Origin of the sequence: Agreia sp. VKM Ac-1783, assembly GCF_900177765.1 — a bacterium.
GTDB lineage: Bacteria > Actinomycetota > Actinomycetes > Actinomycetales > Microbacteriaceae > Agreia.
In genome coordinates this window covers 453,072-478,389 of record NZ_FXWI01000003.1, presented here as the reverse complement: position 1 = coordinate 478,389, position 25,318 = coordinate 453,072, and the positions used below count along the sequence as shown (strand labels likewise).

The 25,318-nt window shown below is 65.9% G+C and carries 26 protein-coding genes; 15 read left to right on the top strand and 11 right to left on the bottom strand.

Annotated features, from left to right (window positions below; translation table 11 throughout):
- Nucleotides 1-11: 11 nt before the first annotated feature.
- A complete protein-coding gene (locus CCK87_RS11925; protein WP_086461638.1) occupies nt 12-416 on the top strand; it encodes a RidA family protein in 405 nt (134 codons plus the stop codon).
- A 3-nt stretch (nt 417-419) separates the two neighbouring features.
- Here the strand turns inward: CCK87_RS11925 and CCK87_RS11920 are convergent, their stop codons facing one another.
- On the bottom strand, nt 420-785 hold the full coding sequence (locus tag CCK87_RS11920) for a sterol carrier family protein (RefSeq protein ID WP_086461637.1): 366 nt from the start codon (nt 783-785) through the stop codon (nt 420-422).
- 55 nt (nt 786-840) lie between these two features.
- Between CCK87_RS11920 and purD the strand changes: the two genes are divergently transcribed.
- Nucleotides 841-2,112 (top strand): phosphoribosylamine--glycine ligase, encoded by a 1,272-nt coding sequence (gene purD, locus CCK87_RS11915; RefSeq protein WP_086461636.1) that lies wholly within the window; start codon nt 841-843, stop codon nt 2,110-2,112.
- Complete coding sequence (locus CCK87_RS11910; protein ID WP_086461635.1) at nt 2,109-2,987, top strand: phosphoribosylaminoimidazolesuccinocarboxamide synthase; 879 nt, start codon at nt 2,109-2,111, stop codon at nt 2,985-2,987. The genes purD and CCK87_RS11910 overlap by 4 nt, the downstream gene beginning before the upstream one ends.
- A gap of 19 nt (nt 2,988-3,006) precedes the next feature.
- Here the strand turns inward: CCK87_RS11910 and CCK87_RS11905 are convergent, their stop codons facing one another.
- Nucleotides 3,007-3,378: a hypothetical protein gene (locus CCK87_RS11905; protein WP_086461634.1), complete on the bottom strand. Its 372-nt coding sequence runs from the start codon at nt 3,376-3,378 to the stop codon at nt 3,007-3,009.
- 274 nt (nt 3,379-3,652) lie between these two features.
- Nucleotides 3,653-4,762: a phosphoribosylformylglycinamidine cyclo-ligase gene (purM, locus tag CCK87_RS11900; RefSeq protein WP_086461633.1), complete on the bottom strand. Its 1,110-nt coding sequence runs from the start codon at nt 4,760-4,762 to the stop codon at nt 3,653-3,655.
- 125 nt (nt 4,763-4,887) lie between these two features.
- On the opposite strand from purM, the gene CCK87_RS11895 reads away from it, so the two are divergent.
- The 4 genes from CCK87_RS11895 to purF all read left to right on the top strand — a co-directional run bounded on the left by CCK87_RS11895 (nt 4,888) and on the right by purF (nt 8,849).
- Nucleotides 4,888-5,145, top strand: coding sequence for a hypothetical protein (locus tag CCK87_RS11895; protein WP_055779836.1), 258 nt, complete (start codon nt 4,888-4,890; stop codon nt 5,143-5,145).
- On the top strand, nt 5,145-6,404 hold the full coding sequence (locus tag CCK87_RS11890) for a cupin domain-containing protein (RefSeq protein ID WP_086461632.1): 1,260 nt from the start codon (nt 5,145-5,147) through the stop codon (nt 6,402-6,404). The genes CCK87_RS11895 and CCK87_RS11890 overlap by 1 nt, the downstream gene beginning before the upstream one ends.
- Nucleotides 6,401-7,303, top strand: coding sequence for a sucrase ferredoxin (locus CCK87_RS11885; RefSeq protein ID WP_212638220.1), 903 nt, complete (start codon nt 6,401-6,403; stop codon nt 7,301-7,303). The genes CCK87_RS11890 and CCK87_RS11885 overlap by 4 nt, the downstream gene beginning before the upstream one ends.
- A gap of 73 nt (nt 7,304-7,376) precedes the next feature.
- Nucleotides 7,377-8,849 carry an amidophosphoribosyltransferase gene (purF, locus tag CCK87_RS11880; RefSeq protein WP_086461631.1) on the top strand — a complete coding sequence of 491 codons (1,473 nt, stop codon included), beginning with the start codon at nt 7,377-7,379 and terminating at the stop codon, nt 8,847-8,849.
- 66 nt (nt 8,850-8,915) lie between these two features.
- Here the strand turns inward: purF and CCK87_RS11875 are convergent, their stop codons facing one another.
- Nucleotides 8,916-11,663, bottom strand: a complete 2,748-nt coding sequence (locus CCK87_RS11875; RefSeq protein ID WP_086461630.1) for a 5'-nucleotidase C-terminal domain-containing protein — start codon at nt 11,661-11,663, stop codon at nt 8,916-8,918.
- Nucleotides 11,664-11,824: 161 nt separating this feature from the next.
- On the opposite strand from CCK87_RS11875, the gene CCK87_RS11870 reads away from it, so the two are divergent.
- A complete protein-coding gene (locus CCK87_RS11870) occupies nt 11,825-12,709 on the top strand; it encodes a VOC family protein (RefSeq protein ID WP_055778724.1) in 885 nt (294 codons plus the stop codon).
- Nucleotides 12,710-12,719: 10 nt separating this feature from the next.
- Here CCK87_RS11870 and CCK87_RS11865 read toward each other — a convergent pair whose 3' ends face one another.
- Nucleotides 12,720-14,318, bottom strand: coding sequence for a long-chain fatty acid--CoA ligase (locus CCK87_RS11865; RefSeq protein WP_086461629.1), 1,599 nt, complete (start codon nt 14,316-14,318; stop codon nt 12,720-12,722).
- Between the two features lie 146 nt (nt 14,319-14,464).
- On the opposite strand from CCK87_RS11865, the gene purS reads away from it, so the two are divergent.
- Both purS and purQ read left to right on the top strand, forming a co-directional pair.
- Nucleotides 14,465-14,761 (top strand): phosphoribosylformylglycinamidine synthase subunit PurS, encoded by a 297-nt coding sequence (gene purS, locus CCK87_RS11860; protein ID WP_086461628.1) that lies wholly within the window; start codon nt 14,465-14,467, stop codon nt 14,759-14,761.
- A complete protein-coding gene (purQ, locus tag CCK87_RS11855; RefSeq protein WP_086461627.1) occupies nt 14,761-15,459 on the top strand; it encodes a phosphoribosylformylglycinamidine synthase subunit PurQ in 699 nt (232 codons plus the stop codon). The genes purS and purQ overlap by 1 nt, the downstream gene beginning before the upstream one ends.
- Nucleotides 15,460-15,670: 211 nt before the next feature.
- Here the strand turns inward: purQ and sufU are convergent, their stop codons facing one another.
- Nucleotides 15,671-16,114 carry a Fe-S cluster assembly sulfur transfer protein SufU gene (sufU, locus tag CCK87_RS11850; RefSeq protein ID WP_212638219.1) on the bottom strand — a complete coding sequence of 148 codons (444 nt, stop codon included), beginning with the start codon at nt 16,112-16,114 and terminating at the stop codon, nt 15,671-15,673.
- Complete coding sequence (locus CCK87_RS11845) at nt 16,111-17,460, bottom strand: cysteine desulfurase (RefSeq protein WP_086461626.1); 1,350 nt, start codon at nt 17,458-17,460, stop codon at nt 16,111-16,113. Before CCK87_RS11845 ends, sufU begins: the two co-directional genes overlap by 4 nt.
- 158 nt (nt 17,461-17,618) lie before the next feature.
- Here CCK87_RS11845 and purL point away from each other — a divergent pair, with 158 nt between their 5' ends.
- From purL to CCK87_RS18290, 5 genes are all read left to right on the top strand, one after another.
- Nucleotides 17,619-19,958 carry a phosphoribosylformylglycinamidine synthase subunit PurL gene (gene purL / locus CCK87_RS11840; RefSeq protein WP_170927263.1) on the top strand — a complete coding sequence of 780 codons (2,340 nt, stop codon included), beginning with the start codon at nt 17,619-17,621 and terminating at the stop codon, nt 19,956-19,958.
- A 107-nt stretch (nt 19,959-20,065) separates the two neighbouring features.
- On the top strand, nt 20,066-21,130 hold the full coding sequence (locus CCK87_RS11835; RefSeq protein ID WP_086461625.1) for a WXG100 family type VII secretion target: 1,065 nt from the start codon (nt 20,066-20,068) through the stop codon (nt 21,128-21,130).
- A gap of 34 nt (nt 21,131-21,164) precedes the next feature.
- Nucleotides 21,165-21,806, top strand: coding sequence for a hypothetical protein (locus CCK87_RS11830; protein ID WP_086461624.1), 642 nt, complete (start codon nt 21,165-21,167; stop codon nt 21,804-21,806).
- Nucleotides 21,803-22,195 (top strand): hypothetical protein, encoded by a 393-nt coding sequence (locus tag CCK87_RS11825; protein WP_086461623.1) that lies wholly within the window; start codon nt 21,803-21,805, stop codon nt 22,193-22,195. The genes CCK87_RS11830 and CCK87_RS11825 overlap by 4 nt, the downstream gene beginning before the upstream one ends.
- An 85-nt stretch (nt 22,196-22,280) precedes the next feature.
- Nucleotides 22,281-22,418: a hypothetical protein gene (locus CCK87_RS18290; RefSeq protein WP_170927262.1), complete on the top strand. Its 138-nt coding sequence runs from the start codon at nt 22,281-22,283 to the stop codon at nt 22,416-22,418.
- Between the two features lie 10 nt (nt 22,419-22,428).
- Here CCK87_RS18290 and CCK87_RS11820 read toward each other — a convergent pair whose 3' ends face one another.
- The 4 genes from CCK87_RS11820 to CCK87_RS11805 form a co-directional block, all read right to left on the bottom strand.
- Nucleotides 22,429-22,743: a chorismate mutase gene (locus tag CCK87_RS11820; RefSeq protein WP_086461622.1), complete on the bottom strand. Its 315-nt coding sequence runs from the start codon at nt 22,741-22,743 to the stop codon at nt 22,429-22,431.
- A gap of 87 nt (nt 22,744-22,830) precedes the next feature.
- Nucleotides 22,831-23,253: an organic hydroperoxide resistance protein gene (locus CCK87_RS11815; RefSeq protein ID WP_055778751.1), complete on the bottom strand. Its 423-nt coding sequence runs from the start codon at nt 23,251-23,253 to the stop codon at nt 22,831-22,833.
- Nucleotides 23,254-23,315: 62 nt separating this feature from the next.
- Nucleotides 23,316-23,963: a GNAT family protein gene (locus CCK87_RS11810; protein WP_086461621.1), complete on the bottom strand. Its 648-nt coding sequence runs from the start codon at nt 23,961-23,963 to the stop codon at nt 23,316-23,318.
- A 5-nt stretch (nt 23,964-23,968) separates the two neighbouring features.
- Nucleotides 23,969-25,255 (bottom strand): adenylosuccinate synthase, encoded by a 1,287-nt coding sequence (locus CCK87_RS11805; protein ID WP_055855293.1) that lies wholly within the window; start codon nt 25,253-25,255, stop codon nt 23,969-23,971.
- Nucleotides 25,256-25,318 lie beyond the last annotated feature (63 nt).

Genomic DNA, 25,318 nt, shown 5'->3' with positions numbered 1-25,318 from the left:
AGGCTGCAGGCATGACCGCTGTCTCGCTCATCCGCTCGGATTCCTTGGCTCAGTCGGCCCCCTATGCGTACGCCTCGACGGCTCCGGCCGATGCGCGGCTCGTCTTTCTGGCCGGCGCGTGCCCGCTCGATGAAGACGGCGAAACCACGGCTCGCGGCGACATCGGCGCCCAGGCGCGCCTGTGCATGCGGAACCTCGAGACGGCACTGTCGGCGGCCGGAGCGAAGCTCGACGACGTGCTGTCGACCCGCGTGCTCGTCGCGACGACGAGACAGCCCGACCTCGTTGCTGCGTGGGATGTCGTGCGCGAGGCCTTCGGCGAGCACGATGCCCCGAGCACTCTTCTGGGCGTGACCGTGCTCGGCTACCCGAATCAGCTCGTCGAGGTCGAGGCGATCGCGGCCGTGCGGGACTGATCGTTACGGTCGCTCGACAGGCACGTAGCCGGTGAGATCGGCGCGTTGTCCTGACGCGTGGATGCGTGCGGAGGCGACGCCGTCGGCCCACGACAGGCGCCCGGTCGCCAAATCGAGCCAGGTTGCGGCATCCATCTCGACGACATTCGGCGGGGTGCCCCGCGTGTGACCGGGGCCTTCGATGCACTGCACCGCGCCGAACGGCGGAACCCGGACCTCGACGGTGTTGCCCTGGGCCGCGTCTGCCAGGCACTGCAGCAGGTACCGGGTCGCGGTCGCCGTCGCGTCGCGCGAGGCAGCGGCCCCGTCCGCCGTGGTGGCCGCAAGGGCCGCTTCTCCGTCGAGAGCCCGAATGCGTGTCTTTGCCATAGCTCTCAGGGTATGACGCGCGGTCTGAAAATGTCTTCGAAGCTAAGCTGTGCCTGTGAAGATTCTTGTCCTCGGATCCGGCGCGCGCGAGCATGCCATCATCACCGCGCTCCTGAGTGAGCCCGGGCAACACGACATCGTTGCGGCACCCGGCAACGCGGGCATCGCGCTCGTCGTTCCCGTTGTCGGCATCGATGCAGAAGACCCGGATGCCGTGGTCGAGTTCGCGCAGGACGGCGACATCGACCTCGTCGTGGTGGGGCCGGAGGCGCCGTTGGTCGCCGGAGTTGCCGACGCGCTGCGCAGCCGCGGAATTCCTGTCTTCGGGCCGAGCCGAGAGGCTGCCGCCCTCGAGGGCAGCAAGACGTTCGCGAAGCACATCATGGCGGAGGCCGGGGTTCCCACCGGCCGGGCCGAACTCGCGGGCACTGTCGCCGCCGCGGAGCGCATCCTTGACGAATTCGGCGCACCCTACGTGGTCAAGGCCGATGGGCTGGCCGCCGGCAAAGGCGTTCTCGTCACCGAGAGCCGTGACGCGGCCCTCGAGCACGCTCGGCACTGGCTGGGCCACGGCGAGGTTCTGATCGAGGAGTTCCTCGACGGAGAAGAGGTCTCGCTCTTCTTGCTCAGCGACGGGCACACCGTTCGCCCACTGTCACCGGCACAGGACTACAAGCGACTCGCCGACGGCGACGCCGGCCCGAATACCGGCGGAATGGGCGCTTACTCTCCCCTTCCCTGGCTCGATGAGCGTTTCGGCAGCGAAGACGCGTTCGTCGACGAGGTCATCGACACCATTGCGCTTCCCACGATCCGACAGCTCGCTGCAGAAGAGAAGCCCTTCATCGGTCTGCTCTACTGCGGATTGATCCTCACCCGAGACGGAATCCGCGTCATCGAGTTCAACGCCCGTTTCGGTGACCCCGAGACCCAGGTCGTGCTGCCCCGGCTCGAGACACCGCTCAGCGACCTGCTCTTCGCCGCGGCGAGCGGCACGCTGGTCGATCAGCCCCGGCCGTCGTTCTCGAGCGACGTCGCAGTCACCGTCGTCGTCGCGAGCGAGAACTACCCGGGCACGCCCGTCACGGGTCGCGTGCTCACGGGTCTGTCCGAAGCGGAGTCTCTGGCCGGCACACATATCGCCCACGCGGCCACCGCCGTGAAAGACGGCGAATTCGTCGCCACGGGAGGACGCGTTCTGAGTGTCGTGTCCACCGCGTCCGATTTCGCCGAGGCCCGGCGTCGGGTCTACGAAGCAGTCGACCTGATCGGGCTCGAAGGCTCTCAGCACCGCACCGACATCGCTGCGAAGGTCACAACGGCATGACGATCGAGATCGAGGGATTCACCGACGTCTACAGCGGCAAGGTGCGCGACCTCTATATTCCGACCGACGCCGTGAGCCTCGATGACGCCGAGACCCTGTTGGTCGTCGCCAGCGACAGGGTCAGCGCCTACGACCACGTGCTCGAACCCGGCATCCCGGGCAAGGGCGAGCTGCTCACCACCCTGAGCCTGTGGTGGTTCGACCAGCTCACCGGCGTTCCGAACCACCTCGTGGGCAGTCAAGACGACGTTCCGGTCGAGGTCGCCGGCCGAGCGATGCTCGTGAAGCCCCTCGACATGTTCCCGATCGAGTGCGTGGTGCGCGGTTACCTCTCGGGCTCCGGCTGGAAGGAGTACCAGGAGTCGGAGTCGGTCTGCGGCGTCGCCTTGCCTTCAGGTCTTGCGAGCGGCGACAGACTGCCCGAACCCATCTACACCCCGGCGTTCAAGGCCGAGCTGGGTGATCACGACGAGAACATCACGTTCGAGCGCACGATCGAGCTCGTCGGCCTCGACGTGGCCGAACGCCTGCGTGACCTCTCGCTCGAGATCTACTCTCGGGCATCCGCTATTGCCGAAGCCCACGGAATCATCCTCGCCGACACGAAGTTCGAGTTCGGCGCCGACCGCACCACCGGCGAGATCACCCTGGCCGACGAGGTACTCACGAGCGACTCGAGCAGGTACTGGGACGCCGAGGCCTATGCTGCGGGTGACCGACTCGCCAGCTTCGACAAGCAGATCGTGCGCAATTGGCTCTCCGCCCACTGGAACACCACCGACCCGGACGCCGGCCCGCCGCCGGAGCTTCCGACAGAGATCGTCGAACGCACCGCAGCGCGCTATCGCGAGCTGCTGACGCGACTCACCACGTAGTCACCCCTCGCGCTCTGGATCACAGCCGTCTCGCCGAGATCAGCGCGGGGCGTGGAACGTGTGCTTCCTCGGGCAGCATGGGAGCGCCCGCTTCGATGAAGGCGCGGGTGGCCGAGCGTTCGAGCGCCCCGCTCCACACCTCAGGATGCGGCACGCTCGGGTCGACCAGCAGACAGTCGAGCCGAGTGGGGTGCGGCGAGTGCGCCGGGCCCCACCAGATACCTCGGGCTAGCGGGCGGCCGTCGAGGAAGGCGAGCCAGGTCCACTCGTCACGATAGTTGCCGGAGTCTTGGCCGGCGAGGAACTGCAGAGCGTCTACCCACGGGCCGGGCCCGGGAGACGAGAAAGAGAGAACGGCGCCGAGGTCGGAGCCGGTGGTTGAACGGAACACGAGAGTATCCTCCGAGAGAAGTGGAGGCGCTGCTCGGCTTGGTTCAGTCGATGACTACCGAAGGGAGGAGCGCCGGGATAAGGGTGCTTGCGCAGAAATTGCCTGTCGCATTCGCGTTGTTCTTGTCCATTGCCATCAACTCCCTTCCTCAAATCGTGGACGCCCGGGTTGGCGTGCTCACCGACAGTAGCGCTTGGGCTCCGACGATCTCAAGGTCTCGTTACAGCTCCGTTATATTCTTTCTCCCGCATATGAAGGCTGCGGGAGGTCTGAATCAGCTTGCGAAGTCTCCGACGAGTCGCACCGCTCCCCCGTCTACACCCTTGGCTCCCTGCTCGAAACCGGCTAGATCGCGCTGGCCGAGCGACACGACGCCGGCTTTCCAGGTGCGGATGCCGTCGACCGTCAGTGCAGAGGCGATGGCGTCGGACGCATCGGCTTTCACCACGGCGAACATTCCGATACCCAGATTCCAGGTGCCTTCCGAGCTCTCGAGAGTCGAACCTGCGAGGTCTGAGAGAACACGGAACACCGGCGCGGGTGACCACGTCGAGCGCTCCAGCTCGACCCACGAACCCTTCGGGAGAACCCGCGCGAGGTTCGCTGCGATGCCGCCGCCGGTGACGTGCGACAACGAATGCACCGCGCCAGCGAGGGCAGAGTCGCCGAGGACACGCAGGAGCGGGGAGGTGTAGAGACGCGTCGGCTCGAGAAGGACTTCGCCCACCACGCCGCCGAGCTCGGCTGACGTATCTGTGTAGCCGATGCCCCGTGTCGAGAGAATGTGTCGAACGAGAGAGAATCCGTTGGAGTGCAGGCCCGATGATTCGAGGGCGAGAACCACGTCGCCGTCTTCGACGAGGTGTGCGCCGAGAAGGGCGTCGGCCTCGACCGCTCCGACCGCCGCTCCCGCCACGTCGTAGTCATCCGGCCCGAGGAGGCCGGGGTGCTCTGCCGTTTCGCCCCCGACCAGCGCGGTGCCCGTGTCGGAGCATGCACGCGCGATGCCGGCGACGATGTCGGCGATGCGGTCGGGAACGACCTTGCCGCAGGCGATGTAGTCGGTCATAAAGAGCGGAGTGGCACCGACGACGATGATGTCGTCGACGACCATGCCCACCAGGTCTTGTCCGATGGTGTCGTGCTTGTCGATGGCCTGCGCGATGGCCACCTTCGTGCCCACGCCATCGGTCGACGTGGCCAGCAGCGGTCGATCGAACTGCTTGAGGGCGGAGACATCGAAGAGCCCGGCGAATCCGCCGAAGCCGCCGACGACCTGAGGGCCGTGCGTGTTCGAGACCGCGGCCTTCATCAGTTCGACGGCGAGGTCTCCGGCGTGAGTATCGACGCCGGCCTGGGCATAGCTGTTGCTCATGCTGTTCATTCTTCCCTATGTGCGCCACCTGCGACGGTCGTAGCAACATCTGTAAACCCCCTGCCGCACTGTCGGTCGACGGGAGTAGCGTGTTCTCCGATGGTGGCCAGACATCCACCGTGGGAGGAGAACCGATGGGTATCAACGACGAGGACATCACATCAGGAACCGACAACGCAGGCGAGGGCCCCGCTGATGGCGGAGCCAACGTAGGCGGACACGACGGTGGCGCGGACGGCGCAGCGTCTGCGGGCGAAGGCCCGGCAGACGGTGGCGCGAACCCCGACGGCCACGACGGCGGCGCCGACGGATCGGCCGATGAGGGAGAGGGCACCGCTGACGGCGGCGCCAACCCTGGCGGCCACGACGGCGGAGCCGACGGATCGGCGTGATGAACCCTAGCCCTCACGAAGCGAGGGCCGAGCGCGGGTCGGGAAACCGGCCCGCGCTTTCTCGCTGCATCAACATCGGCACCGACGAGTTCGCCGCTGACTACTGGGGGCGTGGCCCCCTTCTCTCTCGGGCCGAGAGCCTCGAACACGACTTCTCAGACTTCTTCTCGAGCGATGCCGTCGACGAGCTCGTCTCCGAGCGCGGACTTCGCACTCCGTTCATGCGCATGGCCATCGAGGGCCAGGTGCTCGCCAAAGACAGGTTCACGGCCCCGGGAGGCTTCGGAGCAGAGATCGCCGACCAGGTCTCGAGCGACAAAGTACTCGCAGAATTCGCGAACGGCGCCACCATCGTGCTGCAGGGGTTGCACCGCACATGGCCGCCGATCATCGACTTCACCACGCGGCTGGTGGCCGACCTCGGGCATCCGGTGCAGGTCAACGCGTACATAACGCCCGCGTCGTCGCGCGGCTTCGACCCCCACTACGACGTGCACGATGTCTTCGTCCTGCAGATAGCCGGCGAGAAGCGCTGGAGAATCCACTCCCCCGTGCATCCCGATCCGCTGGCCGACCAGCCGTGGTCTCAACACACGAAGGCCGTCGCCGACGAGGCGAAGAACGAGCCCGTCATCGACGAAGTGCTGCAGCCGGGTGACGCCCTGTATCTTCCCCGCGGCTGGATCCACTCCGCCGAAGCGCTCGGCGACACGTCTGTGCACCTCACGATCGGCATGAGCGCGTTCACTCGGGCGGATCTCGTCGCGCAAGTGATCGCGAAGACCCGCGCCGACGCATCCCTGCGCTCGTCTCTGCCCTTGGGCCTCGACCTCGACGACCCGCAGGCGCTGGCCGACATTCTCGCCGAGACGCTGGCCGACCTCGTCGCAGCGATCCAGCGCGATCCCGTCACGCCGGCCGCCGCCGCAACGTCGCTCGCTCGCCGGCTCACGAACATCACCCGGCCCGAGCCGGTGCGCCCCCTCGCCACCGTGACGGGTCTGGCCCATCTCGACGTCGCATCCACCGTTCGCTGGCGTCTCGGGCTTGCGGGGCGGGTCGAGGCACGGGGCGACACCGTGAGCCTCACGGCCGGCTCGCGCACGCTCTCGCTGCCGATCGTGGCCCACGCCGCGCTCGACCGACTGCTGCTCGGAGAGTCGACCCCGGTGGGTGCCCTGCCCGGGCTCGACGACGAAGACGCCATCGTGGTCTGTCGGCGCCTCGTGCGCGAGGGTGTTCTGGTGCTCGAGGCGTGACAGACCTCAGCGCTCGGCAGGTGCTGCCCGACTGGCGCCCGTGCAGCGACCGCTCCCGCGAGCGCGGCGACCCTCTGCCGGGCACGGGGTCTCGAGGAACGGAGTGGTTTCTCGTCGAGATCTCCGGGGCGTGGGGCCAGCACGCCTTCCTCGAATCCACTCTGCCGACCGATGTCGGCCGGGCGCTTGTGAAGAGAGTCGAGTCGCTCGGCATGCGGCCGCTCGCCATCCGCAGAACCGGCAAGCGCGGGCCGCAAGACGGCTACCGCTGGGCCCTCGTCGACTCGCGGCCCGGTTCAGAGGGAGTGAAGTGGGGATGGGTCGAGACCGCCGAGGAGCTGCTCGATGTTCCCCTCGACGGCTCTGTCGGCGTCGTCTCGCACAGGCCGATCGTCGCGGTCTGCGCCCACGCTCGCCATGATCAGTGCTGCGCCGTACGCGGCCGACAGGTCGTGAAGACGCTCGCAGAGGCCTTTCCCGACGAGACGTGGGAGTGCTCGCACCTCGGTGGCGACCGTTTCGCGGGCACCCTGGTGCTGCTGCCCCACGGCCTGTATTACGGTCGGGCAGACGGCGCGGATGCGGTGGGCCTCGTCAACCGCTACCTGGAGGGCCGGGTCGACGAACGCTTCTTCCGCGGCCGTAGCTCGCTACCGAATGCCGTGCAAGCCGCGCAGCACCACGCTCGGGCCACCCTCGACGACGAACGCATCGACATCCTCGGCCCGAGAACCGCCCAGTTCGCCGACGGGGTGTGGCGCATCGAGCTCGAGTACCCCGCGGCGGTCATCAAGGTGATGCTGGCAGAGACGCTGTCAGAGCCGCTGCTGTCGACCTGCTCGGCGACGCGGGCGGGCCGCAGCAGGGAGTACCGCCTGCTGTCGGTCGAGATCCTCTAAGGGACCTGCACCTCCGCGCTCCCGTACAATAGGGCACGGCCTATTTCTCTACAGCGTCTGGAGCCCGCCCGGTATGTGCGGCATCGTCGGTATCGTCTCGTCCGGTCCGGTCAATCAACAGGTGTACGACAGCCTCCTTCTGCTTCAGCACCGTGGACAGGACTCGACCGGCATCGCCACCGCCGACGGGTCGACGTTCCACATCGTCAAGGCCAAGGGGCAGGTGCGAGAAGCGTTCCGCACCCGCGACATGCGGTCGCTGCTCGGCAATGTGGGTCTGGGGCACGTGCGCTACGCCACGAAGGGTGTCGCGGGCAACGAGCAGGAGGCGCAGCCGTTCTACGTGAACGCGCCCTACGGCATCGTGCTCATCCACAACGGCAATCTGACCAATACCCGCGAGCTCAATCAGGAGCTCTTCCACATCGATCGCCGCCACCTGAACACGTCGAGCGACACCGAGCTGCTGCTCAATGTTCTGGCGACCGAGCTGCAGGGTCAGGTGTCGGGCCTCGACCTCGAGCCGGATCAGGTCTTCGATGCCGTCGCCAACGTGCACGAACGCATCGAGGGCTCCTACGCGGTGATCTCGATCATCGCGGGTCATGGACTGCTGGCCTTCCGCGATCCATTCGGCATCCGCCCCCTGGTACTCGGCAAGCGCAGCGACGCCAACGCGCTGGCCGGAGTGCAGCGCGACGAATGGGTCGTCGCCAGCGAATCCCTGGTGCTCGAGGCATCCGGCTACGAGGTCGTGCGCGAGGTCGCGCCCGGCGAGGCCATCTTCATCACGCAGAACGGCGAGATGTACTCCCGCCAGTGCGCGAAGAACCCCGTTCTCGTGCCCTGCTCGTTCGAGTACGTCTACCTCGCCCGACCCGACAGCGTCATGAACGGCATCTCGGTCTACGAGGCTCGACTCCGGCTCGGCAATCGGCTGGCCACGACCATCGCCGATCTCACCCCGATGGGCGACATCGACGTCGTCATGCCTATCCCCGACTCGTCACGCCCTGCCGCGATGCAGGTCGCACAGAAGCTCGGCGTCGAGTACCGCGAGGGGTTCTACAAGAACCGCTACGTGGGGCGCACCTTCATCATGCCCGGGCAGGCCGAGCGCAAGAAGAGCGTCAGGCAGAAGCTGAACGCCATGTCGACGGAGTTCAAGGGCAAGAACATCCTCATCGTCGACGACTCGATCGTGCGCGGTACGACCTCGAAGGAGATCGTCGAGATGGCGAGGGCCGCTGGCGCGAACAAGGTCACGTTCACCTCGGCCGCTCCCCCGGTTCGCTTTCCGCACGTCTACGGCATCAACATGCCTTCGCGCGAGGAGCTGATCGCCCACGGACGCAGTTTTCCCGAGATCGCCCGCGAGCTCGGCGCCGACCACCTCATCTACCAGGAGATCTCCGACATGGAGAGCGCCATTCTCGAGGGCAGCCAGGTGAAGAACCTCGAGATGAGCTGCTTCACCGGCGAGTACGTCACCGGCACGGTCAGCCCCGAGTACCTCGCCTGGGTCGAAGCGACTCAGCACTCGTAGAACGAGTTCGAGAACGACGAAGGCCCGGGGCGAGAACCCCGGGCCTTCGTCGTGACACCTCTGATCTTACGAAGTCGACCTCGCCGCACGACGGCGGCGCAGCGTCAGCAGCGCGCCCGCCGCGAGGAGGAGGCCCGCCCCGAGAAGCGGCAGCGTCGCATCCATGCCCGTGGCCGCCAAGCCTGTCGGTGATGCACCGGCCGAACCTGCGGGGTCGACGACCGAGACCGTGCCGTCGGCTGCAACGACGATCGTGCGGTAGCCGATCACCGTTCCATCCCGATCCTGGATGACGAGGCGGTGAGTGCCTGTCGGGACGTTGCTGATCGTGACCGAGAACGAACCCGACTCATCGGCCTGGAACCAGCCCAGTCGCACCGGATCGGAGAAGATCGACACGTAGTACCAGTCGCCCGGTGTGAGCCCGGAGACCGTCACCGCCTGTCCGTTCGTCGCGCTGCCCGTGCTCAGACTGAAGGCATCGGTTTCGGTGGCCGGAAGCGACTCGGCCGATGGCAGCGCAGGCTCAGTGGTCGGCTTCGGCAGCGGGGTGGTGATGACGTTCGACGCTTGCGACTCGGCCGACGAACCCACGGCGTTGATCGCCTTGACCGTTGCCGTGTAGTCGGTGTCGGTCTTCAGTCCCGCGAAGCCGACCGAGGTCGTCGCAGCGTCGACCGAGGCGGAGTCCGCCTTCGTGCCGTCGGCGTAGAGAGTCACCTCGTAGCCGGTGACGGGTGTTCCACCATCGACGGCGGGCGGAGCCCATGAGGCCGTCACGGCGGAGAAGCCATCGGCCGCAAGTGTCGGCGCGGCCGGCGCATCCGGAGCCACGAACGGAATCTCACCCGTGGTCGTGACCGGAAGCGACACGGACTTGCCCGTGGTCGGGAGCACGAAGCTCACGACGTGGTCGCCGTTTCGGGTGAGCTTCGGAACCGTGACCTCGACTGTTGCGGTGCCCTGCTCATCGAAGGTGTCGACGATGGCCGGGTTGATCGGCGCCGTGGCGATCTCGACGCCGTCGAACTGCACCGACACCGTCGAGTCCTGAACCGGAGCGCCCGAGAGAACGAGGGAACTGAGGGCGAACGAGAACGTGGTCTCGGGCGCGACCGTTCCGAGGTCGATCGGTGTTCCGGGGGTCGTTGCCGGCGACGTCAGAGTCACGCCGATCGAGCGAGATCCGTAGTCGGGCGTGAGCGGGGAGTTCGCGCCGATGTATTGCTTGAACGCGTCGAGATCGACGCGTCCCGTGTCGGTCTTAGCTGCCCCGAGAGCCAGTTCTTTGAAGTTGTCACCGCCTCCGGCGAGGAAGCTGTTGGTCACGACCTGGAAGGAGTCGGTGTCGCTCACCACGGCGCCGTTGTAACGGATCTCGGTCACATGCGAGCCTGTGGCAGCCGAGGGGTCGTAGGTGTAGCTCAGCGCCTTGTTGATTCCGAGCTTCAAGAACGGTCGAGACTGGCCTGGCTGCCACTGCTGCTCGAGCACGGTCTTGACCTGCGCGCCGGTGAGGGTCTGCGTGAACAGGCTGTTGGCGAACGGTTGAACGGTGGCCGACTCCTCATAGGTGACGACGCCGTCTGGCGCGACCGCGATGTCGGCGCGAAGACCGCCCGGATTCATGAACGCGAGCTGCGTTCCCAGGTCTCGTGTCGCCCAGAGCTGACCATCGGCCACGATGTTACCGAGGGTCGACTCGCCGCCCCGGTTCTCTTTGCCGTCGGTCTGTACCGCACGCTTGAAGTCGGCCGAGATCGATCCCACGGGTTGCAGACCGATGACGCTGGAGCGCTGCTTGGCGTCGGCGACGATAGCCGCGACGGTCGGATCCTGCGCGTAGCTCGCGACCGCCTTGACCACGAGCGGAATCGTCTCCGCCTTCGATGAGGAGATGGCCTTGCTGGTCGGGTTGACCTGGAAGTTAAAGTGGCCCAGGTTCGTTCCGTAACTGGCCGTCTGCAGAACCGGCAGCGTTTTCGAGCCGACCGTCACGTTCTGTGCGTAGAGATTATGAGTGTGGGCAGACGCGATCGCATCGACGCTCGGTGCTGTGCCGGTCACGATCTTGCCGAAGACGGTGCTCGTGTCGGTCAGATTCGCCGTCGCGGAGGCTGCTCCCTCGTGCAGCAGCAGCACGAGTACATCGGCCTCACCGTTCTCGCCGTCGTCGATGCCGTCTTTCAGTTCGGCCGCAGCAGCGTTGACACTCTCGACGATCCCCGCGACTTTGACGGTGTTGATGCCGTCGGGGTTCACCAGCGTGGGCAGGTCCTCGGTGACAGCACCGATGAAACCGACCTTGACTCCGTCGAACGTCTGAACGTTGTAGGGCGCGTAAGCATGCTCACCCGTGGCCGTGTCGAAGAGGTTGGCCGAGATGTACGGAAAGTTCGAGCTGTCCGAGATCCGACCGTCGACATCGGACCTGCCGTGGTCGAACTCATGGTTGCCGAGCGACGTGACACTCACGCCGATCTGGTTCAGCACGTCAATCGTGGGCTCGTCGTTCAATGCCTGAGAGATGAAGGGCGAGCCGCTGATGTTGTCGCCCGCCGACACGAGGGTCGTGTTGGGGTTGGCGGCCCGGAACGACGCGACGGCCGTGGCGATCGATGCCGCTCCGGCCTCTCCGCTCGAAAGGTTCTGCTCGAGGTGCCCGTGGAAATCGTTGATGGTGTAGACGTCGATCGAGACGTCGCCGGGGGCCGCGGAGGCAGGCAGCGCGCCCAGACCGATCAGGGCCACGGTTGCGGAGGTGAACAGGGCGGCGGCGCGCGCAGCGCGCCTCCGATTGATAGATGACTGCATAGAGGTGACGTACTCCAAGGTGGATTCGGGGACGATTCCCACTCAATCCGAAGCTTGGAGCTCCGTCAACCGAATCTCCGCCCGTAACCAGATGTTCACACAGCGCGCGATTACTTGTAACTACAAGGAATAGATCGCGCGACGGTGGCGTTGTCACCCGCATGAACACACGTGACGATCTGCTGTCAGCCCAGACCGGAATGGGAGCGGTGACCCTGCGCGTCGGCGATCTCGACGCCATGATCGCCTACTACCGCGACGCCGTGACGCTCGAGCTGCAGAGCCAGGAGGGCGATGTGGCCGTGCTCGGCCGCGGCGGTGTACCGGTCGTCATTCTGCAGCACGCGCCCGAGCTGAAGCACGCCGCGCCTCGATCTGCGGGGCTCTACCACACGGCCATCCTGTTCGAGTCGGAACCGGCGCTCGCCGCTGCCCTGTATTCGATGGCGCGCCGCGCTCCCGGATTGTTCACCGGAAGCGCCGATCATCTCGTATCGAAGGCCTTCTACTTCACCGACCCTGAGGGCAACGGCGTCGAGCTCTACTGGGATCGTGCCCGCACCGAGTGGAGCTGGGCGCACGGGCAGATCGAGATGGGCACCGCCTACCTCGACCCGAACGACTTTCTGCAGCAACACGTCACGCCCGAGCTGGTCGAGAATCCCCGGCTCGGTGGCACGACGGTCGGGCACGTGCACCTCTCGGTGGGCGACGTGGCCACGGCCAAGGAGTTCTACGTCGACCGTCTGGGGTTCGAGACCACGACCGCGTTCGGCGACTCCGCCCTCTTCGTCTCGGCAGGTGGCTACCACCACCACATGGCGATGAACGTCTGGGAGTCGAAGGGGGCCGGGCGTCGACCGCTGGCCCTCGGGCTCGGGCTCGTCGAGATCGCGGTACCCACGGCAGACGAAGTCGGGCGGGTCGGTGAGCGGCTCGGGCACTACGGGCTGCAGACCCGCAACGACGGTCGCTCGCTCATGGTCTCCGACCCCTGGGACAACCAGATCAAGATCGTCGCGGCGGGTACGACGCCGGTCGCGTAGCCGTCGAGGACTACGACCCGTGGCGTGCCACGAGTTCTCGCTTCAGCACCTTGCCGCTCGGCCCCATCGGCAGAGCCTCCACGATCGCGATCTCACGCGGGTACTTGTAGGCCGCGACGTGCTCCTCGGCGAAGGCCACCAGGTCGGCGCCCGTCACGCTCGCACCGGCGATCAGCACGACGGCGGCCACCACCTCCTGGCCATGAACCTCGTGCGGGATCCCGTAGACCGCGGCCATCGACACCTCCGGATGCCCGGCGAGCACCTCCTCCACCTCACGGGGATACACGTTGTAGCCGTTGCGCAGGATCATGTCCTTCTTGCGATCGAGAATGCGCAGATAGCCGTCGTCGTCCTTCGTTCCGAGGTCACCCGTTCGGAACCAACCGTCGACGACCGCGCGAGCCGTGTCCTCGTGCCTGTGGAGGTATCCCTTCATGAGATTGTGCCCCCTGATCACGAGTTCGCCGAGCTCGCCTCGAGCGAGCAACTCGATCGCATCGTCGTTGTCGGCCCGGGCGATCTCGACATCCACACCCCAGATCGGCTTGCCGATCGTGCCGGGCCGAGGCGGCACGCCGCGCTGGTTGAAACTCGCCACGGGCGAGGTCTCGGTCAGGCCGTAGCCCTCGTGGATGTCGGCACCGAACAGCTGCGTGAACCTCTCGATGATGGCGACCGGGATGGCCGCGCCGCCGGAGATCCCGTAGCGCAGCTTCGTCTCAACGGGCTCGCTTCCGGCGGCGGAGAGGATCACCATGTACATCGTCGGCACACCGAAGAAGATCGTGCACCCGTGCCGTTTGATCAACTCGATCGCCGCCGCCCCATCGAACTTCGGCATCAGCACGATCGTCGCGCCCGCGCGAAAGCCGGTGTTGAGAACACACGTCTGGCCGAAGGTGTGGAACAGCGGCAGGCATCCGAGCAGCACGTCCTCGCTCGTCATGTCAAAGGTGTCGAGCAGAAGCGTGCTCGTCTGCTCGACGAGCGAGAAGTGGCTGCCCTCTGCTCCCTTCGGAGAGCCCGTGGTGCCGCTCGTGTACAGAATGGTCGCCGTATCGCTCGGGGCACAGGCCACGTAGGTCTCGAGCGGAACCGCCTGCTCGGCCAGGTCTTCGAGGCGATCGAAACCGACGGCATCCAGCGGCTCGTCGCCCGAGTGCGGCGGCATCATCAGCGACACCACGTCGACGCCCGCGAGCGCCGCACCCTTGGCACCCTCGCCCAGAAGCGGTGCGGAGCAGACGAGCAGAGTGGCGCCGCTGTCGCGCAGCACGAACGCGATCTCCTCGGCCTTGAGCAGCGCGTGGATCGGCACGACGATCGCGCCGAGCGCCAGGAGCGCGTAATGGACCCGGGGAAAGTCGGGCACGTTCGGGATCAGGATGGCGACGGGGTCGGCTCGCCTCACCCCTCGTTCGCGAAGGGCTCCGGCATAGGCGAGCGTCTCCTCCCACAGCACCGCGTAGCTGATGCTCTGCTCCCCCACGATCAGCGCGGTCTTGTCTGGCCGGCGCGAAGCCGTCTCAGCCAGGATGGCGGCGACCGAGACGGTCGCGTACCCCGTCGGGGCGGATGCTGCAGCGGGGCTCACGGATTCACTCATCACGATCTCCAGTCGTCATTGACCTCAGACTCCGAGGCTACGGTCGGGCGCCTCTCGTGCCAAGTGCCACGCTCGGGCGTGAACCGCACGCCCAGCGTTTAGACTGGGGGCGAATCCACCCGTCACTTCTCGAAAAGAGTTCTCCGGTGCCCACAATCGTCGTCGAGGTCATGCCCAAGGCCGAACTTCTCGATCCCCAGGGCAAGGCCGTGCTCGGCGCCCTCACACGTCTCGGCCAGTCGCAGTTCAGCTCGGTTCGCGTGGGCAAGCGCTTCGAACTCACCGTCGACGGCGAGGTCACCGACGCGGTTCTCGCCGAGGTGGCGACTCTGGCCGACGAGATGCTGTCGAACTCGGTCATCGAAGACGTCGTCGGCATCCACGTCGTGGAGACGCCCGCTGGCCCCGCCTCCGTGATCTCCGCCGCCGGGGCATCCGCCTGATGCGCATCGGCGTCGTCACCTTCCCCGGTTCGCTCGACGACCGCGACGCGCAGCGCGCGGTGCGCATCGCCGGTGCCGAGCCCGTGGCCCTGTGGCACGGCACGCACGACCTCGACGGCGTCGACGCCATCGTGCTGCCCGGCGGATTCAGCTACGGCGACTACCTGCGCTGCGGCGCCATCGCGAGCCACTCGCCGATCATGGCCGAGGTCATCCAGGCGGCAGATCGAGGCGTTCCGGTGCTCGGTATCTGCAACGGCTTCCAGATGCTGACCGAGGCGCACCTGCTGCCCGGCGGACTCATCCGCAACGACCACGGCTCGTTCATCTGCCGCGACCAGCGCCTGCGCGTCGAGAACACGACGACCGACTGGACCAACGGCTTCACCGAGGCGCAGGAGATCACCATCCCGCTCAAGAACGGCGAGGGCGGCTTCATCGCGTCGGCCGCCGAGCTGGAGCGGCTCGAGGGCGAGAACCACGTGGTCTTCCGCTACCTCGATGTGAACCCGAACGGTTCGCTCAACAACATCGCCGGCATCACGAACGCCCGCGGCAACGTGGTCGGCCTGATGCCGCACCCCGAGCACGCGGTCGAGCCCGGCTTCGGCCCCGATACCCCGGATGCGATGCGCTCGGGAGTAGACGGCCTCACATTCTTCACCTCAGCGCTCGAGGGCCTGCTCGCCCGCGCGTAACCCGACGCACATAAGCCGCGGGCATCCATGTGGCGGTGAGGGCGAGAAATCAAGTCAGCGCAAAACCACTCACACTCACACAGGTGGGTGCTTATCCGCCGAGTCGACGGCAGGGCCGGAATCGACTCGGCGAAGAAGCACTCAAGGGTGCTTTCTTGGGTGCATTCGCGCCGAGTCAAGTGACCCACGCTCGCCCCAAGGGGACGCGGGGTCAGGCCGCGGGGGTCTTCGCCATCGCGTCTTCGAGCGCCACCCAGGCGAGCATCGCGCACTTGACGCGCGCGATGTAGCGGGAGACTCCGCCCAGCACGACCGCGTCGCCCAGCAGGTCTTCGTCACCCTCGAGCGTGCCCTTCGAGCGCATCAGTTCCCGGAAAGCGTCGATGCGCTCCTGCACGGCGGCCCGGTCGAGATCGACGATCACGTCTGACAGCAGCGAGGCAGACGCCTGTGAGATGGCGCAGCCGTGTCCCTCCCAGCTGAGCGAGGTGATCGTGTCACCCTCCGTGTGGATGCGCAGGGTCACCTCGTCGCCGCACGTCGGGTTGAGCTGGTGCGACTCCGCCGATCCGCCGTCACGCAGCCCGTGGTTGTGCGGGGTGCGCGAGTGATCCATGATGACCTCCTGGTAGAGGCTCTCCAACGAACTGCTCACAACTGACTTCCTTGCGGGTAGATGGTCGGCACGACGCCGAAGAATGCGGTGACGCCGCGCACAGCCTCTATGAACGCGTCGACCTCGGCCGGCGTGTTGTAGAGGTAGGCGCTCGCGCGGGTCGAGGCGGTGACGCCGAAGCGGCGGTGAAGTGGTTGGGCGCAGTGGTGCCCCACGCGCACGGCGATTCCGAGGTCGTCGAGGTACTGGCCCACGTCGTGCGCGTGCACGCCTTCGACGACGAAGCTCGCCAGCCCGGCTCGCTCGACGCCCGGGCCGGGGCCCAGCACGGTGATTCCGGGAATCGACTCGAGCCCCTCGACGAGACGCTGGCCGAGGGCCGACTCCCAGTCGTGCACTCGCTGCATTCCGACCTCTGAGAGGTAGTCGACGGCGGCCGCCAGCGCGATGGCCTGCGAGACGCGCTGCGTGCCCGCCTCGAAGCGCTGAGGTGCCGGCAAGTACTCGGCCTTCTCGAGCGTGACGGTGGTGATCATGGATCCGCCCGTCAGGAAGGGCGGCATGGCGTCGAGCAGCTCGCCGCGTCCGTACAAAACTCCGATGCCGGTAGGGCCGAGCATCTTGTGCGCCGAGAATACTGCGAAGTCGACGCCCAAGGCGCCGAGGTCGAGCGGGCGATGCGGGGCCGACTGGCACGCATCCAGAAGCACGAGCGCGCCGACGGCGTGCGCCAGGGCCACGAGCCGCTCGACGGGATTGATGACGCCGGTGGCGTTCGACACGTGGGTGAAGGCGAGAACACGCGTGCGCGATCCGATGATCTCTTCGGCGGCGGCCCTCTGCAGCTGTCCATCGTCGTCGATGGGAATCACCCGGAGCGTTGCCCCGGTGCGGGCAGCGAGTTCCTGCCACGGAATCAGGTTCGCGTGGTGTTCCATCTCTGTGGTGACGATCTCGTCGCCAGGACCGAGTACGAGCCGCGACGACGCGGGCGCTCCTCGACCCAGGCTCGCGTTGGAGAAGGCGTAGGCCACGAGGTTGATGGCCTCCGTCGCGTTCGACGTCCACACGATCTCGTTCTCGCGCGCACCCACGAAGTCGGCGACGCGGGCTCGAGCGTCTTCGAAGCTCTCGGTCGCCTCGGCTGCGAGCGTGTGCGCTCCGCGGTGCACGGCCGAGTTGCGGTTCAGCAGGTAGTCGCGCTCGGCATCCAGAACCTGAATGGGGCGCTGCGACGTCGCTCCCGAGTCGAGATAGGCGAGGGGATGCCCGTTCACGGAGCGCCCGAGGATGGGGAAGTCGGCGCGCAGCCTCTCGACCTCCGCGAGCGTCAACGGCCCGGGTGCCGCGCCGGATGCGGGCGTGGATGCGTCGGTGACAGTCATGAAGGCGGGTCAACTTTCACTTGTTCGGGAGGTGGCGCGGGGCAAGCCCACCGTCTAACGCTACTTCGTCAGAGCAAACCCCGCCCCGGGCCGCGGCATTCCCGGGACAGATAGGATTGAGGCGCTCACCGCCTGCCCCACTAAGGAGCCTTTTCCGCGTGTCTGAATCCGCTGCCCCGAACCCCATTCACACGGGCTCCGCCCGCGCCGCCGCCGATACCGTGCAGAACGCGATCGACACTCCAGACCGGGAGCAGCCCTACGCAGCACTCGGCATGAAGCCCGACGAGTACGCCAAGGTGCGTGAGATTCTCGGCCGCCGCCCCACCTCGGGTGAGCTCGCCATGTACTCGGTGATGTGGAGCGAGCACTGCTCGTACAAGAGCTCGAAGATCTACCTGCGACAGTTCGGCGAGAAGGTGTCGCCCAAGATGAAGCAGAACCTCATGGTCGGCATGGGCGAGAACGCCGGCGTCGTCGACGTGGGTGAGGGCTGGGCCGTCACCTTCAAGATCGAGAGCCACAACCACCCCAGCTACATCGAGCCGTTCCAGGGCGCCGCGACCGGCGTCGGCGGCATCGTTCGCGACATCATCTCGATGGGCGCGCGGCCGGTGGCCGTGATGGATGCGTTGCGCTTCGGCGACATCTCAGACCCCGACACGGCTCGCGTCGTTCACGGTGTGGTCTCGGGCATCTCGTTCTACGGCAACTGCCTGGGCCTGCCGAACATCGGCGGAGAGACCTGGTTCGACCCGGTATATCAGGGCAACCCGCTGGTCAACGCGCTGAGCGTCGGCGTGCTGCGCCACGAAGACCTGCACCTCGCGAACGCGCGCGGCGTCGGCAACAAGGTCGTGCTCTTCGGAGCCCGGACCGGCGGCGACGGCATCGGCGGAGCATCCATTCTCGCCTCTGACACATTCTCGGCAGGCGGCCCCACCAAGCGCCCGGCCGTTCAGGTCGGCGACCCCTTCGCCGAGAAGGTGCTCATCGAGTGCTGCCTCGAACTGTTCAGCGAGAAGCTCGTCGAGGGCATCCAAGACCTCGGAGCCGCGGGAATCTCGTGCGCGACCAGCGAGCTCGCCTCCAACGGAGACGGCGGCATGTTCATCGAGCTCGAGAAGGTGCTGCTGCGCGACCCGTCGCTCACGGCCGAAGAGATTCTGATGTCGGAGAGCCAGGAGCGCATGATGGCCGTGGTGACCCCAGAGAAGCTCGAGGGCTTCTTGAAGGTCGTCGAGAAGTGGGACGTCGAGACGAGCGTTCTCGGCGAGGTCACCGACACGGGCCGCCTGATCATCAACTGGCACGGCGAGGAGATCGTCAACGTCGAGCCGCGCACCGTGGCCGTCGATGGCCCGGTCTACACGCGTCCGGTCGCCTACCCGAGCTGGATCGATGCTCTGCAGGCCGACACCGCCGCCACACTCCCCCGCGCCACGACGCCGGCCGAGCTGCGCGACCAGTTGCTGCGCCTGCTGGGATCGCCGAACCTCGCAGACCCGAGCTGGATCACCAACCAGTACGACCGCTACGTGCTCGGCAACACCGCGCTCAGCTTCCCCGACGACGGCGGCATGATCCGCGTCGACGAGGAGTCGGGCCTCGGTTTCGCGATCGCGACGGATGCCAATGGCCGCTATTGCCAGCTCGACCCGTACCAGGGCGCGCAGCTGGCCCTCGCCGAGGCCTACCGCAACGTCGCCGCGACAGGTGCCACGCCGGTCGCTGTCTCCGACTGCCTCAACTTCGGATCGCCAGAGGACCCCGAGGTGATGTGGCAGTTCTCGAAGGCCGTCGAGGGCCTGGCCGACGGATGCCTCGAGCTCGAGATCCCCGTCACGGGCGGAAACGTCTCGTTCTACAACCAGACCGGAACCAAGCCGATCCACCCGACTCCGGTGGTCGCCATTCTCGGCGTGATCGACGACGTGGCCAAGCGCATCCCGAGCGGCTGGCAAGACGAGGGCAACAACATCTACCTGCTCGGCACCACGACCGAGGAGTTCGACGGCTCGGCCTGGGCCGGCGTCGTGCACGACCACCTCGGTGGTCGCCCGCCGGCGGTCTCGCTCGCGAACGAGGCCACCCTGGCCGGCCTCCTGGCCGCTGGAGCGCAGCAGTCGATCATCGCCTCGGCGCACGATCTCTCCGATGGCGGTCTCGCGACCGCGCTGGTCGAGAGCGTCATGCGCTTCGGTGTGGGCGCCCGCGTCTTCCTCGACGAGCTCATGCTGCGCGATGGCGTAGACATCACGACCGCACTCTTCTCCGAGACAACGGGCCGCGTGCTCGTCAGCGTTCCGCGCGAAGACGACGTGAAGTTCATCGGCCTGTGCGAGGGTCGCGGTTACCCGGTGATGCGGGTCGGCGTGACCGACTCGACCGAGCCGGGCATCAGCATCCAGGGCCAGTTCGACGTGTCGCTCGACGAGTTGCGCGGCACCCACCGGGCAACTCTGCAGCAGCACTTCGGCGACGTCGTCGGCTACTGAGGCGGCGCGCGTCGATGGCATGGGGAGTTCTCCCCATCGAAGTCGACCGGCCCCGACGTTAGCCTGAACCGACAACAACACGCTCGAATTCAGCACGGAGGATCACGATGGCACAAGGGTTCTACGGCGCGGATCCGGAACAGCTCAGGGCCCTGGCGAAGCAGTTCTCGTCTGGCTCTAATCAGATCCGCTCGTCGCTCGAGACGGTGTCGTCTCTCGTCAACTCCACGCAGAGCTGGCAAGGCCCCGACGCAAGCGCGTTTCAGCAGCGGTGGAACTCTCAGGTCAAGCAGCTGGGCAACACGGTCGTGCACGCCCTCGAGCTCGGTTCGACGACGCTCATCAAGAATGCCGACGAGCAGACGGCGACAAGTCAGGTCGATGGTGGCGCTGGCGGTAACGGCGGACCAGGGACGAACGGCGGGCCGGGCGGGTCAGGATCCGGAACGTCGAAGTCACCCGGTGAGCCTGGGTTCTTCTCTCAGGGATCCCCCTTCCGCGATGTCTGGGGCAAGTGGGGCACGCTCAAGAACACCATCGGTCTGCCGAAGAATCTGCTGGGACTCGGGCTGATGATGCGACAGGGTTCCGATGCGTTCTACGACATCGCCCAGTGGAAGAATCTGGCAAACGTGAATGGGCTCTACGGAGGCCTCAGCGGCATGAGTGACATCGCAGGTCTAAAGAATCTGTCGAATTACTTTCCGTCCCTCAAGGGAGCCGCCGGTTTCCTCGAGGAAACGCCCGCCTTCTTCGCAGATAAGGGCGACGACCTTAAAGCCCTGGGCATGGGAGGGCTTGGACGCGCTCTTGGTTGGGCCGGAGTTGGATTCAATCTCATCGACGCGGCGGACAAAGCACAGGCTGGAGACGGCTGGGGCGCCGCCGGATCGGTCGCCAAAGCAGGCCTGGGCGTTGCATGCTTCTTGCCGCCACCCGTCGGCACCGTCGCTCAGGTCGCCAGCGTGGGAATCGCGATCTACGAGATTCCCGCGGTCAAGAATTTTGTCGATTCGGGACTGGCCACAGTGGGGAACGCCGTCGGCAATGCCGCCCAAGAGTCCTGGAACGCCGTGTCGAATGCCGTCAAGGATCCGGGGAAATTCGCGAACGACGTGGGTAAGGGAATTCAGGATCTCGGCAAGGGCGCCGCTGACTTCTTCGGTTGGTAGACAATGGATTCACCGGTGAAAGGTACACAAGCACATGACTGATTCGACTGACGCCAAGGCGATTGGATTCGGATACGCCGAAATTGCCTACCTCCTCAAACGCATGTCGACACCCTCTGCCGAGATGACAGCGCGGGTCCTTCGGCTCTCCGAAGAAATGAATAACGACGTTCTCGTTTTTGCGGGCGCTTCGACTCTGCTGGGCAGGGGATTCGCAATCGTTGAGAACGATGACATCGAAATTGTTGAAGAGGCCGTGCCTGTCGCCTACGCGTTGGGACGCGCGACACTCTGGACGGAGATCAGTCTCATGCAGGCAGATACCGTGGACACGGTCGTTCAAATCGAGTCGGATCCCGTTTCCCTGCTCATGCAGCCTCGCACGCTGATGACCTGGTTCGCATTCGCACAAGATCCCGACCTGTCTGGTCCTGAGGCACAGCTCGACGTCATCCGCGAACACATGAGACAGCACCCGGATGGCACCGCCATGCTGCGGGTCCGGGTCGATGGGCATGACGACGTTCTCCTCGTGCGACCCGACGGCGGCGGATTCGCGGTGGGGCGCGTTGTTCCCGGCAAAGAAGACGTGAGTGAAGAGACTGGCTTGACCGAGAGCGACCTTCTCGAGGCACTCGTTGAGTTGCGATCGAATTTGATGCCGGTGGGTTCATGAGCAAAGGTTCGCCGCCGAACTTCGGCAATTTTGACGCTCGCTCCTATAACGACGCGAACAGCCGCGGACTCAACATGGACGAATATGGCGTGTATAAGGGCAGCGAGGGCAGCCTCGTGAAACCCGTGAACTCGGCCAGCGGCCTTCTCGTCCTCTCAATAATCCTCACCGTCATTTGTGTGGTGCTTCTCGTCTTGATTTGCACCAGCATCGCGCAAGAGATGGGTTTACTCGCCCGTCCCGACAATTACACGAAGCTCTCACCGGTCATGGCCGTTTTCCTTGGCCTTACCTTCGTTTTTCCCGTCTGGTCGTGGATCTATTACGCGAAGGAACGGCGAGCTCAGAAAGTGCGCCAGTCGCGCGGACTGCCCAAGAATCTCTCATAAGAACGCGGCGACGCTCATCGTGTTTCGGCGGGCTGATCGCGACCCGCGCCAAACATGAGAGAGTATCGAGAGGAAAGGTGCCGACATGCCCATTGAACTTGCCCAGACCGGTCTGACCGTCTCGACCTACATCGTGCTCGGACTCGTGGTGCTGCTCGTCGGAGCTGCGCTCTTCATCGTGGCCCGCGCCCTGCGCCGCCACAACAAGAACAACCAGTTCTAGGGCTTCGCCCCTACTCGCTTTCGCCGGCGATACGGCGGTGGTGGTGGATGACCTCGGCCACGATGAAGTTCAGGAACTTCTCGGCGAGGTCGGGGTCGAGGTGCGACTCCTCGGCCAGCGCACGCAGGCGCTTGATCTGACGGGCCTCGCGATCGAGGTCGGCCGGCGGCAGGCCATTGGCGGCCTTGAGCTCGCCCACACCCTGCGTGAACTTGAATCGCTCGGCCAGAAGGTGGATCAGTGCCGCATCGATATTATCGATCGACTGCCTGATGGCTTCGAGCTTGCGGAGTGCATCGTCGGGTGCAGCGGCGGTGTCAGACATAACCAGAACTTTAGCGACTTAAATAAGTGCGTTCCCTGAGCCTGTCGAAAGGATGCCCTTCGACAGGCTCAGGGAACGACCCGGGTGCTATTCGACGATGTTGAGGACCACGGGCACGTTGCCCGAGATCGCCTTCGAGTAGGGGCAGATGTCGCGGTGAGCGGTCTCGGCGATGGTGCGCGCCTCATCGGCCGTGACGTTCGGGATGTAGATGTCGAGCTCGGCAGCGATCTCGAAGCCGGTGTCGGCGCTCGGGCCGATCGACACGCTGGCCGACACCGCGGCATCCTTCGTATCGAGCTTCATCTCGCGGCCCACGGCGTGAACCGCGCCGAGGAAGCACGCCGAGTAGCCGGCGGCGAAGAGCTGCTCGGGGTTCGTACCCTCGCCGCTTCCGCCCATCTCGACAGGTGGCCTGGTGTCGAAGTCGAGGCGGTCGTCTTCGCTTCGAACGTGACCATCGCGGCCACCGCCGGATGCGTGGGCAATTGCAGTGTAGAGAGCGTCCATAGACACAAGTCCACCACGAAACGGCGTCTGATGCAGCGTCATAGGATGTGTCTTTCCAGGGACTACCCTCTGCCCGGAGCCAGTTCGACCGGTCGCCCGCCCTGCTTCTCGAGCCGCTTCTCGAGCCCGCGTCTGACGTGCGGCCACTCGGCGCTCAAGATCGAGAAGATGGCGGAGTCGCGCCAGGCCCCGTCTGCGCGACGCATGTCGTGGCGAGCAATACCCTCGAAGGTCGCCCCGAGCTTCTGGATGGCCGCCCGCGACCGCGTGTTCAGCACGTCGGCCTGAATCTTGACGCGCTCGAATCCGTTGTCGAAGGCCGATCCGAGAATCAGCAGCTTCGCCTCGGCGTTCACCACCGTGCCCCACACCCGCGGGTCATAGGCGGTCCACCCGAGGTGCGCGTAGCCGAGCGACACTTCGAAATCGCCGAGTGTCGAGGTGCCGACCAACAGGCCGTCGTGCGGCCCGCCCAGCAGACGCACCGCGTGCACGTTGGCGGCATCCCACGCGTAGTACGTGTCGGCGAACTCGGTGAAGCCCTCGAGCGTGTCGCGGTAGGCGGCGGGCCCGCCGCCGTAGCCGCCATCGAAGACCTGCGGATGCCCGACGGCCGCGAACAGCTCCGGCACGAGTTGCCGGGTCAGCGGCTCGAGAGAGATGAAGCGCCCCTCTACGACCTCACCGAAGGGCGGCCGGCTGCACCGCACCGCTGCTACTCGAGCAGGTCGTGGCGCACGACGATCTCATCGCGGCCCGGGCCGACGCCGATGGCGGAGATGCGGGCGTTGCTCATCTTCTCGATGGCGAGCACGTAGTTCTGCGCGTTGACCGGCAGGTCGGAGAACTCGCGGGCACCCGTGATGTCTTCGCTCCAGCCGGGGAACTCTTCGTAGATCGGCACGGCGTGGTGGAAGTCGGACTGCGAGACCGGAACCTCGTCGACGCGGACTCCTTCGACGTCGTAGGCCACGCAGACAGGGATCTTCTCCAGGCCGGTGAGCACGTCGAGCTTGGTGAGTACGAAGTCAGTAACGCCGTTGATGCGAGCGCTGTAGCGGGCGATGGGCGCGTCGTACCAGCCGCAGCGGCGGGGGCGCCCGGTGGTCGTGCCGAACTCGAAGCCCTGCGAGCGAAGGAACTCGCCCGACTCGTCGAAGAGCTCGGTGGGGAACGGGCCTGCGCCGACACGCGTCGTGTAGGCCTTGACCACGGCGATGACGCGGTCGATGCGATTGGGAGCGACGCCCGAACCGGTGGCTGCGCCGCCCGACGTGGCGTTCGACGAGGTGACGAACGGGTAGGTGCCGTGGTCGACATCCAGCATCGTCGCCTGGCCGCCCTCGAACAGAACCGTCTTGCCCTCGTCGAGCGCGCGGTTGAGCACGAGCGAGGTGTCGGCCACCATCGGGCGGAGTCGATCGGTGTAGCTCAGCAGGTCGTCTATGACCTCGTCGGCCGTGATGGCACGACGGTTGTAGACCTTGACCAGAATGTGGTTCTTGAGATCGAGCGCTCCCTCGACCTTCTGGCGAAGGATGCCTTCGTCGAACAGGTCTTGGATGCGGATGCCGACGCGGTTGATCTTGTCGGCGTAGCTGGGTCCGATGCCGCGACCGGTGGTGCCGATCTGCTTCTTGCCGAGGAAGCGCTCGGTGACCTTGTCGAGGGTGCGGTGGTAGGCAGTGATGACGTGCGCGTTCGCCGAGACCAGAAGCTTCGACACGTCGACGCCTCGCGCAGCGAGTGCCTCGAGTTCGTGGAACAGCACCTCGATGTCGACGACGACGCCGTTCGAGATGACCGGGGTGACGCCGGGGCTCAGGATGCCTGACGGCAGCAGGTGCAGGGCGTACTTCTTGTCGCCGACGACCACGGTGTGGCCGGCGTTGTTGCCGCCGTTGAACTTGACGACGTAGTCGACCCTGTCGCCCAGAAGGTCGGTGGCCTTGCCCTTGCCCTCGTCGCCCCACTGGGCGCCGATGAGAACGATCGCTGGCATGAATGTGTCCTATCGGTCAGAAGCCTCGGTATCGAGGTGTGGCCGGAACCCGCTAAGAGATTC

Excerpts from the sequence above, each read along its gene's own strand:
- CCK87_RS18290 (WP_170927262.1), top strand. The coding sequence starts at position 22,281 with ATGCCCATTGAACTTGCCCAGACCGGTCTGACCGTCTCGACCTACATC.
- CCK87_RS11815 (WP_055778751.1), bottom strand. The coding sequence starts at position 23,253 with ATGGACGCTCTCTACACTGCAATTGCCCACGCATCCGGCGGTGGCCGC.
- purQ (WP_086461627.1), top strand. The coding sequence starts at position 14,761 with ATGCGCATCGGCGTCGTCACCTTCCCCGGTTCGCTCGACGACCGCGAC.
- CCK87_RS11805 (WP_055855293.1), bottom strand. The coding sequence starts at position 25,255 with ATGCCAGCGATCGTTCTCATCGGCGCCCAGTGGGGCGACGAGGGCAAG.
- CCK87_RS11875 (WP_086461630.1), bottom strand. The coding sequence starts at position 11,663 with ATGCAGTCATCTATCAATCGGAGGCGCGCTGCGCGCGCCGCCGCCCTG.
- CCK87_RS11820 (WP_086461622.1), bottom strand. The coding sequence starts at position 22,743 with ATGTCTGACACCGCCGCTGCACCCGACGATGCACTCCGCAAGCTCGAA.
- CCK87_RS11920 (WP_086461637.1), bottom strand. The coding sequence starts at position 785 with ATGGCAAAGACACGCATTCGGGCTCTCGACGGAGAAGCGGCCCTTGCG.
- CCK87_RS11870 (WP_055778724.1), top strand. The coding sequence starts at position 11,825 with ATGAACACACGTGACGATCTGCTGTCAGCCCAGACCGGAATGGGAGCG.
- CCK87_RS11835 (WP_086461625.1), top strand. The coding sequence starts at position 20,066 with ATGGCACAAGGGTTCTACGGCGCGGATCCGGAACAGCTCAGGGCCCTG.
- CCK87_RS11910 (WP_086461635.1), top strand. The coding sequence starts at position 2,109 with ATGACGATCGAGATCGAGGGATTCACCGACGTCTACAGCGGCAAGGTG.
- CCK87_RS11865 (WP_086461629.1), bottom strand. The coding sequence starts at position 14,318 with ATGAGTGAATCCGTGAGCCCCGCTGCAGCATCCGCCCCGACGGGGTAC.
- CCK87_RS11830 (WP_086461624.1), top strand. The coding sequence starts at position 21,165 with ATGACTGATTCGACTGACGCCAAGGCGATTGGATTCGGATACGCCGAA.
- CCK87_RS11825 (WP_086461623.1), top strand. The coding sequence starts at position 21,803 with ATGAGCAAAGGTTCGCCGCCGAACTTCGGCAATTTTGACGCTCGCTCC.
- CCK87_RS11890 (WP_086461632.1), top strand. The coding sequence starts at position 5,145 with ATGAACCCTAGCCCTCACGAAGCGAGGGCCGAGCGCGGGTCGGGAAAC.
- CCK87_RS11845 (WP_086461626.1), bottom strand. The coding sequence starts at position 17,460 with ATGACTGTCACCGACGCATCCACGCCCGCATCCGGCGCGGCACCCGGG.
- CCK87_RS11925 (WP_086461638.1), top strand. The coding sequence starts at position 12 with ATGACCGCTGTCTCGCTCATCCGCTCGGATTCCTTGGCTCAGTCGGCC.
- CCK87_RS11895 (WP_055779836.1), top strand. The coding sequence starts at position 4,888 with ATGGGTATCAACGACGAGGACATCACATCAGGAACCGACAACGCAGGC.
- purF (WP_086461631.1), top strand. The coding sequence starts at position 7,377 with ATGTGCGGCATCGTCGGTATCGTCTCGTCCGGTCCGGTCAATCAACAG.
- purM (WP_086461633.1), bottom strand. The coding sequence starts at position 4,762 with ATGAACAGCATGAGCAACAGCTATGCCCAGGCCGGCGTCGATACTCAC.